Raw genomic sequence first — 13,319 nt, 5'->3', positions numbered from 1 at the left:
CCGTCATGGCAAAGGAGCCTATACTGCAAATAAATCAATTACTCACTCAGTTTTATTCAGATGGTGGAAAAGTGAACGCGGTGAATAATGTCAGCTTAGAAATTAGGGAAGGCCAAACGGTTTGTCTTGTCGGAGAATCAGGATGTGGAAAAAGCGCTACAGCTATGTCTGTTATGGGATTAATTGATCCTTCTTCAGGACAAGTAAGTAATGGTGAAGTATTATTCGAAGGGCAAGATTTATTAAAAATGAAAAAAGGTGATTTGCGCCGATTACGTGGAAAAGATTTCGCGATGATTTTCCAAGAACCGATGTCATCGCTCAATCCCGTTTTAACAATTGGTGAACAGATTACGGAATCGATTATAGAGCATGAATTATTATCCAAGAAAGAAGCGAAGCAAAGAGGATTAGAACTAATCAATCTCGTTGGAATTGGTCGCGGTGAAGAGATCTTTTCTTCCTATCCACATCAGCTAAGTGGTGGAATGCTACAACGAATTATGATTGCGATTGCGATTTCTTGTAATCCACGGTTATTAATTGCGGATGAGCCTACGACTGCATTAGATGTTACAATTCAAGCGCAAATTCTTGATCTACTAAGGAATTTAAAAGAAGAAAGAAACATGTCAATGCTGCTCATCACGCATGATCTCGGTGTTGTCGCGGAGGTTGCTGACTATGTGATTGTGATGTATGCTGGCAAAATAATTGAACAAGGTCCGGTTGTGGAATTATTTAAAAATCCGAAGCATCCATATACGAAAGGGCTGCTCGCAGCTAAGCCAGTGATCAATCAAAGAAGAGAGAAACTCTATACAATCCCTGGCCAAGTACCAAACTTAATAGATTTGCAGCCATCTTGTTATTTTAGTGAGCGCTGTGAACATTGTATGAGCATTTGTACAACTAAACAACCACCAATGAAGCAAATACGAGATAGTCATGATGTTGCCTGCTGGCTGTATGAGGAAGAGGTGAGTGTATGAGTAAAGCTTTGCCTTTACTAGAAGTGAAGAATCTAAAAAAATATTATGGTGATTCTAGTAATCTATTCAGACGTAATCCGGAAGTTGTGAAAGCTGTTGATGGAGTAAGTTTTACGATTGAAAAGGGAGAAACTTTTGGCTTAGTTGGAGAATCAGGAAGTGGAAAAAGTACAATTGGAAAAAGTATTTTACGCCTTTCTTCTATTACAGATGGAGAAGTTTTATATAAAGGACAAAATATACATAAGCTTTCAAAGAAAGATATGAGAAACTTACGACCAAAATTGCAATTCATATTTCAAGATCCATATAGCTCATTAAACCCTAGAATTAGAATTGGGGATGCAATTGGAGAAGCTTTGATCGACCACGGTTTAGTAGATAAAAGTGAAATAAGAGAAAGAGTATTAGAAGTTTTAGACATCTGTGGTCTAGCTCCTTATCAGATTGATCGCTACCCTCACGAATTTAGCGGAGGGCAAAGACAGCGAATTGGAATTGCACGGGCGATTATCTTAAATCCAGACTTTATTGTTGCAGACGAGCCTGTATCAGCATTGGACGTTTCGATCCAAGCCCAAATTATTAATCTATTTAGCGATTTGCAAAAAGAACGAGATATTACATTTTTATTTATTTCCCATGATTTAAGTGTAGTGGAGCATCTTTGTTCCAAAATTGGTGTTCTTTACCTTGGGACAATGATGGAATTAGGCAGTCGTGATCAACTGTACGGTAACCCACTTCATCCTTATACAAAGGCATTACTTTCTGCTGTCCCAGTTCCAGATCCGACGTTAAAACGCGAGCGAATTATTATCAAAGGGGATATACCAAATCCAGCGGATCCTCCGAAAGGTTGTAAATTCCATACACGTTGTCCGATTGCTACTGATATGTGTCGCATAGAAGTACCTGAATTTAGAGAAGTGGAAGCGAATCATTTTGTCGCTTGTCATTTCGCATAACAGAAAAAGGTTCCTTTGGATTAATCTGGAGGATCTTTTTTGTATAATAAGCTAATTCAAAATTAATCTTTTTTCATGATTACTATTTTATGAAGAAAAGTAATGATATCAACTTTTGGAAAAATGTATCAGTGGTCAAATACAGTTTCGCCTACCTTTTTCCCCTAAAATATATCTCCAACCCTACGCTATCAATGACAAGAATTGCAGGACTGAGGGAGTGAAAATAACGTCTGTCTATGCAATTTTAACTTCAAAATTTCATGTTGGAAAAGCACACAAAACGTAGACATAAATGGCCAATTCGTTATCATATACTCCTAAGCTGGGTGTTGAAATGAATTGGAGGAGATGAAAGGATTGTCCATCGTAAGCTATGTGGAATTGCTGGATTTATTGAACTCGTTTGAGAATGAGCTTAAGCAGTTGATGACAACGGCCAATAATGCTCCGGAAGGATTAGAACTATTAGGTGCAAAACTGGATAGCCTTTGTGAATTTATAGTTTGTGAGGAAAATGAGCAACTTTGGAAACAGTGGGGGGAGCGTGAAGATGTCAAGCAAAGCGCAGAGAGGTTAAGAGAAACATCCTCTGTAGCATTATGCATGGTCGAAAAAATGAGAGCCCTTTACGTATATACGGAAGAATTGGATATGGACCTGTATCTTTCCTTTTATCTGCATCTGTTAACGAAGAAAGGAGTTATGCTCAAATTGACGGAACATCTAAAGTTTGGTTTATAGGCGCCGGAGCTTATCCTTTAACGGCTTTTACTATTGCCAAGGAAACTAGTGCGGAAGTAGTTTGCACGGATATTGACAGTGAAGCCGTTCACTACGGGAAAGAGTTAGCGCAGTTTCTGGGCTTACATGGAATCCTTCATTATTCGGACAGTCACTTGAGACACCCTGAATTTCTAAAAACAGCTACCCATATATACATTGCATCGCTTGTGCCAGAGAAGCAGGAGATTATAGAGGAATTAAAATCTAAAGTCCATCCAGATTGTAAAATAATCGTACGTTACGGAAACGGTTTGAAGTCCTTGTTCAACTATCCTTTGGAGTTAAGCTTATTAAAGGAATGGCAAGTCAAATCGATTAATCAGGATAAGTGCATCTATGATACGATCGTTCTGCAACCTTATAAAACGTTAGCAAAGTATATTTAATCATTAATTGGTAATTAGTTCATTTTATTAAGGTTAAAAGATGTTAAAATTTTGTTAATGCAATCTCATAATAACGGCAAATTAATATTAAAGATGTTGTAGTTAACAATATCCAATGCGCTGATTTAACAAACTTTTACCTTATAGGCGGCATGATGTAATAATCCATTACCATATAAAAAAGAAGCTTCTCACAAGTTCAATGGACTTGTGGGAAGTTTTTTTATTTTATTATTTTTTGTTCATTACTTACAAAACGTTAGACGAAATGAACAAATCCTGCTATAATTTTGTAGTGCATTCTGGGCGGTTAAGACCGTGTTTTTCGGTGCATACTTAGGTTAGAAAATTTTTATCAAGAAGGGAAATCGTATCATGAGCAACTATAACGCAGTAACAGCAAAAAATACGGAAAATGCTCCAAGCGGAAACGGTTTATATTCACAAACTGTAGCATTCTCTCATTACAATAATCTTTCAGCACAATTACCTATCGAACCAAAAACTGGTAAATTGATAGCTGGAGGTATAAAAGAGCAAGCAGAACAATGCTTTAAAAATATCGAGGCAATTGTAAACAGCATCGATCATGTTATGAGTGATATCGTTAGAATCACTGTATTCGTTAAGGATATTAAAGATGTTGACGCTGTAGACGAAGTTTATAAAACTTTCTTCCCAACTTATGTTCCTTCAAGAACAACAGTTGCAGTTGCAGCTTTACCTATGGATGCTTTGGTACAAATTGAAGCACTTGTTTCACACGGCGAAGGTACAATTCCAAACGCACCGCAAGCAGGCGACCTCATCAAACTTACAAATAACACGCCAAATGCACCAATAAGTCCACTATCTACACAAACCGTGTCTTTCTCTCATTACAATAACCTCTCAGCTCAATTGCCTATCGATCCAAAAACTGGTAGATTGGTAACTGGCGGAGTAAAAGAGCAGACTGGACAGTGTTTGAAAAATATCAAGGCAATTTTAGAAAGTATCGACGTTCCTTTTGACGATATTGTTAAAATTAATATCTTCCTTAAAAACCTATCGGATACTGAAGCTGTAAATGAAGTTTATTCAACATTTTTCCCGGATTCAGCTATTGCTAGAGCCGTAGCTTATGTCCCTGCACGAACAGTAGTTGCAGCTTCAGCTTTACCTATGGATGCTTTGGTACAAATTGAAGCAGTAGTATCACACGGAGATGGTACACCTCCACAAGCTATTGAAGACAGACATGGTATCGTTATATGGGCAAACAACACTGAAAATGCACCAAAGAGTTCTCTATCTACACAAACTGTAGCGTTCTCTCATTACAATAACCTTTCAGCTCAATTACCTTTAGATCCAAAAACAGGTGAATTGGTAGCCGGTGGTGTAAAAGAGCAAGCTGAACAGTGCTTGAAAAACATTAAGGCAATTGTAGAAAGTATCGACCACGTTATGGACGATGTTGTTAAAGTGAATATCTTCCTTAAAAATATCGCGGATATTGATGCTGTAGATGAAGCTTACAAAACATTCTTCCCAGGCGGTGTTCCTGCACGTAGAACAGTTGGCGTATCAGCTTTACCTCAAGATGCTTTAATCCAAATCGATGCAATTGTATCAAATGCTGAAGGAACTCCTCCAAAAGCATAAGAGGCATTTGTTTGTAGATACAGGAACTATCAAAGTTACTTGTTAATGTCGATGGTGAATGCGAAATCGCATATCTTATTCATAAGAAGAGGCTGTCTCCAATGAAAATGGAGACAGCCTCCTTTTTTTACAGTGATGTAATCAGGTACTTAAAAGTCTGTTAAATAAACGCTTTATATGTATCAAAATAGTAATTTGAAACCAAATGATTGCTATATTTTAAAAACACATAAGTAATAGAGGTTTCTCATAAGTTCCCGAACTTTTGAGAAACCTTTTTTGTTTCTTTTAATGTTCCTTTAAGTGTTTATTCCTTTTCTAGAATTGCAATCGAGTATGAAAAAAACATATTGTGAATTATAAAAATTTAACTAATTTTCTATTTAAATTAAGGGGAAATTGGTATTTTCGATGTATTCTTTTCAAGAATTATTAAAATACGATCCTAAAGTACTATGTTTTAATGATGCTTAAGACTTGTAAAATCAATTATAATTAATAAGGAAGATTTACTACAAAGTATAAGTTTATGTATGGAATGAGTCATCACTAACATTGGAATCGATTCAAACAACTTGGATTATCCGAAGAAATGGATGAGATATGCCTAATTTCAACGTAATTATAGATATTGATCATCTTTCAACTGAGGATAACAAAGTCCAAGGTGATTTATGTAAGTATCTCTTGTTTATGGGGAAGGGGAAAATGTAACGATGCTGTAAAATTTTAAAAGATGAATTCCAGGGTTAAGTTATTATGTGTACTAGAGAAGGAACAACAAAGTATGATTTTGGAGACTATACAAGCTGTTTATATTGATTTTGTCGTAAACTTTTAACGAAAATATAATGAAGAAAGTGTTACTCAAAGCCTTATAAAAGATACTAGTTATAGCTACAAGGATAGGAAGGAATATATTAATGGGTAAAAAAGATAATGAAACGAAGTTAAACTTGTTTTCTTGGATAAGAAATAGTATTTCAACAAAAGTAGCTTTTGTACTTTTTATAGCTATCATCATTGTATTTTCAATTACAGGGTTTCTAATTAACTCCTATACGAAATCCATATTAGTTCAAAGTGTAGAAGAAAATGTATCGACGAAAAGCGAGGCAATTGCTGATCAAGTTAATAATATGTTTGCGGCTAAAGAAACGATTGTAAGGCAAATTGCAACAAACCAGGAGATACTAAAATACTTGAATACAGCTGCATCAAGAGATGAAGCAACGACAAATGCTTATTACGATGGGGTTTTAAAATCACTTGATGAGATTGTTAAAATAGATGATGCTGTTGCAATGGCTTGGATTGCCAGTGATAAATCCAATTTTCTAGTTGGAAGTAATAATATAGTATCGGATCCAAGCTTTGATATAAAAAGCAGACCTTGGTACGAACAAGCCATAGCGGAAGATAACGTATATTTTACGGAGCCATATATGGATGAAGTATTTGGGAAAATGATTTTAAGTGCTATGAAACCAATTAAAGAAGGTGAAAATACGGTTGGTATCGTTGCGATAGACATATTTTTAGATGAATTACCGCAATTAATGCAATCTTACAAGATGGGTGAAAATGGATACTCGTTTTTACTTTCCAACGATGGAACCATACTATATCATCCAAACAGTGAGTTGATTCTAGAGCAAAAACTTCAATCAATTTCTGGTGAGATAGGAAATGTCGGTAAGAAAATGGTTGATGGTGAAAAGGGACTTGAACTAACGCAAGTAAATGAGGGTTTAGAATATATCGGGTATTCACCAGTTCCTACAACCAATTGGTCAGTTGGAACATCTATACCACAAGATGAAGCATTAAGCAGTCTTAATACATTCACGTTGATGATGAGTTTATATTTTGGTATTGCTTGTCTCATCCTTATTATCTTAGTATTCTTGCTGTTAAAACGTATGTTAAGAGAAATTCCGCATGTTACAAATGTAATGGAGCAACTAGCTTTAGGTAATTTAAGTAAGGAAGAATTAAAATCTAAATCTAAAGATGAAATAGGTCAATTAGTGACATCTACAAACCAATTGAATCGGAACTTGCGAGAAATAGTAAGTCAAATCAATACAGTTTCTGAAACAGTAAGTAGTCAAAGTGAAGAATTGACTCAATCAGCAAACGAAGTGAAAATGGGAGCAGAACAAGTGGCAATTACTATGCAGGAATTAGCGTCTGGTTCTGAAACCCAAGCCAATAGTGCGAGTGATTTATCATTTGGTATGAATAATTTTGCAGAAAAAGTTCAAGAAGCAAATGAAAATGGTTACCGTATCGAAACAAATTCAAAAGTAGTTTTAAACATGACAAAAGATGGATCTGAGTTAATGAAGAATTCAATTGCTCAGATGGACAAAATAGATAAAATAGTGCGGGACTCAGTCCATAAAGTTCAAGGGCTAGACAAGCAATCACAAGAAATATCCAATTTAGTAACCGTGATTAAGGACGTTTCTAATCAAACGAATCTTCTAGCTTTAAATGCTGCAATCGAAGCTGCAAGGGCTGGAGAACATGGAAAAGGTTTTGCTGTAGTAGCAGATGAAGTAAGGAAACTTGCTGAACAAGTATCGGATTCTGTAACGAATATAACAGATATAGTAGGTAATATTCAAAAAGAATCTGGTCTTGTATCGGAATCGTTACAAGGTGGCTATGAAGAAGTGGAAAAAGGTAAAGCACAGGTTGAATCCACTGGCGAGACTTTCCGTGGAATTAGTGAAGCTGTAACAGAAATGGTTTATAGTATTACAACTATTGCTGAAAACTTAACTGAAATTGCAGCAAATGCACAGGAGATGAATGGAGCAATTGAAGAAATTGCTTCCGTTTCGGAAGAATCCGCAGCCGGTGTTGAACAAACATCTGCATCTTCTCAACAAATAAGCAGTATTATGGAAGAAGTGGCTGGAGGATCTGGTCAACTAGCAAAATTAGCTGAAGAGCTAAATGATTTAGTCAGACATTTTAAGTTATAGATGATTAGATGTACAGATAGTTTAATATAATCGATACTGGAAACATAAAGAAATAACTTCAGCTAACAGTCGGCATGATGAAATAACTTAGTTAACTCCACCATTAACTTTTTTGTTAATGGTGGAGTTTTTTTGTGAAAAGAAAAGTGCGATAAAAATGTCCTTTCAATGAAAATACTCACATTCTCTTAGAATTTGTTGCATGTCCAGTGCTACTCGGTCCTTGCAGGAAGTGAGATACATGTGTCTACTTAATTTGAGATTTAAGTTTGTAAGAGCAAGCAGTATTGCTACTATTGATTATGCCGTCTTAATTACTATAGGATAACCGGATGTCGCTCTGTTTTAGCAAAGATGAAATCATACACTCTACACATGTAAAGTTTTGTGCGTTACTTGTATGAAAAGATGCCGATGATGTTATAGCCAATTCTCCATTTAACTATAAAGCTTCTATTACTTCCATTTAATCCATATTTAAAGCCTCTTACCAAATGTACATACAAATAAGGGTTAATACTTATTTCATTCATTACATGTCACCTTCGATTGGATTTGTAATTATTTATAGTAACTACTCTTATTTGATAAATTGAAGTTCTTCCCTCTAATTTTATTATATTTTTAATAATGATTATTTAGAATCATTTTAATCGTTTATTTTGCAAATCATTGCTTTTTACAGTGTTTGAATACCATTTTAAGGACTTTAGGAGTGTTACTAATATCGTGTTTTTTGTTATGATTCTGTAATTTAACGTTCATGCTAGTGTAATATTTTTCCTCTATACTGATACATGGAATAGTTAGCAAGGGAGAGAGCAAGTTGATAAAAATAATTATATTAAAATAATAATTGACAAATAGATAGTAAGGGAGAATTAAGATGATAAAACGAATTAGTTCAATTTTTTTAACAGCAACGATTTCCATGTCTTCGTTAGTAAATCCTGCTAACGCGATGAACGATGGAACAGAAAGGAACAACCCTTGGATGAACACCCAGCTATCTGCTGAGAAGCGCACAGAGCTGCTTATCGAGGAGCTGACGATGGAGCAGAAAATCCAGCAAATTGCCATTTCGCGCTTCAATGAGAATGACACTGGTGAGACGGTTGTTATCAACAAGGGTGGTACTAGTAAGTATCAGAACGGTGAATTTGCGCCAGAGGGTACCTTGCCTGGGTGCGAATGGCAAGACACTGGCCGTCAGATCCGTGGAATCGAGGAGCTAGGCATCCCTACAATCCGAATGACCAACGGTGGTACAGGCGTGAAGGGTGGATCCTGTGGTAATGACCCTGAGGCGACGGGGCTACCGTCTACCCCAGCGTTGGCTGCGACTTTCGACCGCGAGCTGAACTACGAGGCAGGTAGAATTCTCGGCGAGGAGACACGCGCCTTCGCGCATCACGTGTTGCTCGGACCAGGTATGAACCTTATTCGTCACCCATACGGTGGGCGTAACTATGAATATTTCAGTGAGGACCCATACTTGACTGGTATTCTGGCGACCGAGCAGGTCAAAGGCATCCAGGCCCAAGGAGTTCAGGCCCAGCTTAAGCACTTGGCCGGCAATGAGCAGGAGACTGAGCGATGGACGATGGGTGTCCAGGTTCCCTCAAAGGCTATGAACGAACTGTACATGCTGCCTTTCGAGATGACCGTCAAGGATGCTGATCCAGCCTCAGTGATGTGTTCATTCCCGGACGTTAACGGCACATATGCTTGTGATAGCTCTGAATTGCTACAAGATGCCCTGCGGGACAACTGGGGCTTTGACGGGTACGTCATGAGTGACCGTCGAGCAATTCACGACACAGTTGCTGCCATCAAGGCAGGCACGAATGTTGAGCTCGACTGGGCACCACAGTACTACACGGAAGAGATAATCCAGGATGCCCTTGATTCAGGTGAGGTGACAGAGGACGACATCGACAATCTTCTTCGTCCGCGCTACATTAAGATGATCGAGTATGGTCATATGGATGAGCCTTACGATGAGTTCCTACCAGAAATCGTGGATCCGATTGCTAATGGTGACAGTGCAAGAAAGATGGCTGAAGAAGGGGCCGTACTGCTTAAGAACGAAAATAACTTCCTGCCACTTGACGGTGAACCGGAGTCTATCGCACTGATTGGTGTTGAATGGTTTGCTGGTGAGGCAAAGATGTCCCCGCGCTCCATTCGAGACAATAATGAGAACGTAAATGCTCCTTACACGGTCACTCCGCAAGAAGGACTAGAGAACGTCATAGAGGAGCTAGGCTATGACACTGAAGTAACATACAATGATGGCCGTGACCCGAAGGCTGCCGCTAAGCTTGCTGCTGAGTCTGACGTTGTGCTTCTAATGTTAGGCGACAACCCTCATGAGACTGTGGACCGTGATACCCTAGGATTCCCGGCTATCGACCTTGATACAAACCAGGACCGAGAGGATTGGGTGGAGCAGGAGCCGCTAATTGATGCAGTCTTGGAGGCAAACGCGGAGCACACCGCTGTGGTCTTAAAGACTTCTGGTACGGTGCTAATGCCGTGGCTGGATGAAGTACCTGCTGTGCTTGAAGCTTGGTTCCCAGGTATGGAAGATGGAAATGCTGTGGCCAACTTGCTTTACGGTAAAGTAAATCCTTCCGGAAAGCTACCTATGACATTCGGGGCGACCGAGCGAGAAGCTGCCTTCGCGACTGAGGAGCAGTTCCCGGGAACGCGTCAAGATACTGGCAAGGCAGGCGGACCAGGCGCATACGGTGACGGTTCTGACCAGCTAATCGCCAAGTACACGGAAGGTCTAGAGATGGGCTACCGCTGGTATGAAGCAAACGATGTGAAGCCAGTCTTCCCATTTGGATACGGTCTATCGTATACGACTTTCGAGTATGATGATCTTAAGGTGAAAGAGGTCCACGATGAAGGCAAAGGCAATAACGGTTCGTTATCCGGTATTGACGTGTCCTTCACAATCACGAACACTGGTGACGTTGCCGGCAAAGAAGCGGCACAGGTCTACATGACACTGCCGGACGAGGCGGGGCAACCGACCAAGCGACTTGTCAACTTCGAGAAAATTGACCTTGAACCAGGTGAGAGCCAACTCATGACTGTAAGAATTAAACAGGCAGACTCCAACCACCCGTTCTCTTACTTCATTCCGGCAGAACCGGACAACCTAGCGAACTGGGCTGATGGCCAGTGGGCTACTGTTGATGGAAAATACCGCATACATGTGGGTGGTTCCTCTGCAGACACTCCGTTGGAAAAAGACATCCCGTTGAACTTCAAACTTAACAAGGACAACGGCAAAGATAACAATGGCAACAACAAAGACAACAACAATGGTAACAATGGCGACAACAAAGACAACAACAAAGGTAACAACGGCGACAACAAAGACAACAACAATGGTAACAACTCCGACAACAAAGACAACAACAAAGGTAACAACGGCGACAACAAAGACAACAACAAAGGTAACAACGGCGACAACAAAGACAACAACAATGGTAACAACGGCGACAACAAAGACAACAACAATGGTAACAATGGCGATAACAAAGACAACAACAATGGTAACAATGGCGACAACAAAGACAACAACAATGGTAACAATGGCGATAACAAAGACAACAACAATGGTAACAATGGCGACAACAACTATGGCCACAACCAATGGCTACACCAATGGCTACAAAAATGGCAACAAAAATGGCAACAACAATGGAAAGGGGAACTCTAATCGGTTGGCCCCTAGCTGTGGGATGAAGTCGACGGCCTGGTAGGGGGCGTCGAGGCATCCCAAAGGCGGTGAGCGAGTGGGCTCACCGCTTTTCTCGTCACCTCATGTGCAACGAGAGGGACGAAAAGAGTGCAGAAAGGAAGTGAGATGTTTGATGAAGGAATCTGTTCGAAACAGCCGGCGAGGGGTGGCACATATATGGTGGGTGGCCCTTGGTCTAATGGTCCTCTTGACCGCATGCACCGTCGAGAAATCCGACGGACCGGTAGAGAGCGATGAAGCTGTAGAACGTCCACCGTCCGAGAGTGATAAAGGCGTAGAACCTGCACCATCCGAGCAAGGTGACTGGCAGCTCCCAGGCTTGGTGGACCGGTCTGGCAAGCCGATTGAGGTACCGACACCGGGTCCGGCCACGGGCAAGACTCTGAATGTTACGGATTTTGGGGCAGATCCGGATCCGGACTCACACGACGACGCAGCAGCCATCCGAGAAGCCCTGTACGCGGCTGAACCGGGTGACGAAGTCCTGCTCCCAGCCGGCACATATGACCTGCGCTCCACTGACCCGGACGACGAGTCAACGAACATCGTGTTGCATAGCGGGGTAGACCTGCGCGGTGAGGGCCAGGAGAGCACAGTCCTGCTGACCTCGCTCGACGGAGAGGATGATAGCCGAGTGATCCGCGGCTCTGGTGTCAACGACGTCGTCGTCGCTGACTTCACCATCACCTCCCGTTATGAGGGGAAACTCGGTGACAATCCCGAAGATGACGATGCAGGTGGCGGCCCGATGTACGGGATTCACCTCGGAGCCAAAGAAGGGAAAGGTAGCTCCCAAATTCTGGTGAAGAACCTGGGCATCCGCAGGTTCGAGCGCCATGGTATATCGGTCAAGGCCAGCTGTGAAGTGACCCTCTCTGGAAACTACATTAGTGAAGCAACTGGCATCGGTCCCGGCGGACAGGGCTACGGTATCGCTATCGAGGGTTCAAGGAATCAACACGACCCGGATGCCGCCAATGATTCCCGGCACAATGTGGTCATCGGCAATACCTTCGATGGCAGACATCTGCGGCACGCTATACTGCTTCAGTTCCCCACGCACAACAATCTCGTGGCGGACAACATCATTGTTGGCAGCCACCTCGACGCCATTGACCTGCATGGCGAAGGTGAATACCTGAACGAGGTACGCGATAACACGGTCGTTGGCGGACAGCGGGCAGGCATCGCGCTAGGCAATTCCGGAGGGGTCAAGAACAAACATGACGCCTCAGGATTTGGAAACTGGGTGCACTCCAACGACCTGATTGGAAACCGTCAGGGAGTCCTCGTCATCCTAGGAACTCCGGACACCCTTATAGAGGACAACTGGATCACCGCTGGGGAGGATTCGAAGGTCGGCATTGAGGTTCGTAATGGGCCGGGCACGGAGTTGCACGGTAACCACATCACTGGAGGGACTGACGGGTTCTGGGCCATTCTACTCACTGAGGATCGCGGTACTGACGGACGGGGAAAAGGAATCCCTTCTGGCATCAAGATTGAGTCCAACGTTATTCGACAGTCCACTAACGGTATCAGGATTGATGCAGGGGAGGACCTTAACTTGGTGGAAAATGTAGTCGAGGGCATTGACGGAGCCAAGCTAAGAGTAGCAGACGGAATCAACGGCGTGAAAGTTGAATAACTAGTAATTCTTATTCTAACTTCTATCATTAACCCAGCCATCATCAAAACGAGGGCTGGGTTCCACTTAAAGAATATGGTTTATATACTGATTAATAGTAGGATAAAACTTAATT

At 41.1% G+C, this 13,319-nt stretch carries 8 protein-coding genes; all 8 read left to right on the top strand.

Features of this window, described 5'->3' with window-relative positions; all coding sequences use genetic code 11:
* The first annotated feature begins 5 nt into the window (after positions 1–5).
* The 8 genes from FG383_RS00255 to FG383_RS00225 all read left to right on the top strand — a co-directional run bounded on the left by FG383_RS00255 (position 6) and on the right by FG383_RS00225 (position 13,204).
* Positions 6–992: an ABC transporter ATP-binding protein gene (locus FG383_RS00255; protein ID WP_142604846.1), complete on the top strand. Its 987-nt coding sequence runs from the start codon at positions 6–8 to the stop codon at positions 990–992.
* Complete coding sequence (locus tag FG383_RS00250; protein ID WP_142604845.1) at positions 989–1,960, top strand: ABC transporter ATP-binding protein; 972 nt, start codon at positions 989–991, stop codon at positions 1,958–1,960. The genes FG383_RS00255 and FG383_RS00250 overlap by 4 nt, the downstream gene beginning before the upstream one ends.
* A gap of 342 nt (positions 1,961–2,302) precedes the next feature.
* On the top strand, positions 2,303–2,704 hold the full coding sequence (locus FG383_RS21195; protein WP_246096764.1) for a hypothetical protein: 402 nt from the start codon (positions 2,303–2,305) through the stop codon (positions 2,702–2,704).
* Entirely contained in the window at positions 2,596–3,132 is a 537-nt protein-coding gene (locus FG383_RS21560) for a nicotianamine synthase family protein (protein WP_425467607.1), read from the top strand. The genes FG383_RS21195 and FG383_RS21560 overlap by 109 nt, the downstream gene beginning before the upstream one ends.
* A gap of 375 nt (positions 3,133–3,507) precedes the next feature.
* Entirely contained in the window at positions 3,508–4,779 is a 1,272-nt protein-coding gene (locus FG383_RS00240; RefSeq protein ID WP_142604843.1) for a RidA family protein, read from the top strand.
* A 923-nt stretch (positions 4,780–5,702) separates the two neighbouring features.
* Positions 5,703–7,775, top strand: a complete 2,073-nt coding sequence (locus FG383_RS21190) for a methyl-accepting chemotaxis protein (RefSeq protein ID WP_246096762.1) — start codon at positions 5,703–5,705, stop codon at positions 7,773–7,775.
* An 886-nt stretch (positions 7,776–8,661) separates the two neighbouring features.
* Complete coding sequence (locus tag FG383_RS00230; protein WP_142604842.1) at positions 8,662–11,514, top strand: beta-glucosidase; 2,853 nt, start codon at positions 8,662–8,664, stop codon at positions 11,512–11,514.
* 154 nt (positions 11,515–11,668) lie between these two features.
* Positions 11,669–13,204: a right-handed parallel beta-helix repeat-containing protein gene (locus tag FG383_RS00225; protein WP_246096782.1), complete on the top strand. Its 1,536-nt coding sequence runs from the start codon at positions 11,669–11,671 to the stop codon at positions 13,202–13,204.
* Positions 13,205–13,319: the final 115 nt, after the last annotated feature.

Origin of the sequence: Psychrobacillus soli, assembly GCF_006861775.1 — a bacterium.
Taxonomy (GTDB): Bacteria; Bacillota; Bacilli; order Bacillales_A; family Planococcaceae; genus Psychrobacillus; species Psychrobacillus soli.
This window is presented reverse-complemented; position numbering and strand designations above follow the sequence as displayed.

What these genes read in the sequence shown, in the direction of transcription:
- FG383_RS00255 (WP_142604846.1), top strand. Translation starts at nt 6, where the DNA reads ATGGCAAAGGAGCCTATACTGCAAATAAATCAATTACTCACTCAGTTT.
- FG383_RS00250 (WP_142604845.1), top strand. Translation starts at nt 989, where the DNA reads ATGAGTAAAGCTTTGCCTTTACTAGAAGTGAAGAATCTAAAAAAATAT.
- FG383_RS00240 (WP_142604843.1), top strand. Translation starts at nt 3,508, where the DNA reads ATGAGCAACTATAACGCAGTAACAGCAAAAAATACGGAAAATGCTCCA.
- FG383_RS21190 (WP_246096762.1), top strand. Translation starts at nt 5,703, where the DNA reads ATGGGTAAAAAAGATAATGAAACGAAGTTAAACTTGTTTTCTTGGATA.
- FG383_RS00230 (WP_142604842.1), top strand. Translation starts at nt 8,662, where the DNA reads ATGATAAAACGAATTAGTTCAATTTTTTTAACAGCAACGATTTCCATG.
- FG383_RS00225 (WP_246096782.1), top strand. Translation starts at nt 11,669, where the DNA reads ATGAAGGAATCTGTTCGAAACAGCCGGCGAGGGGTGGCACATATATGG.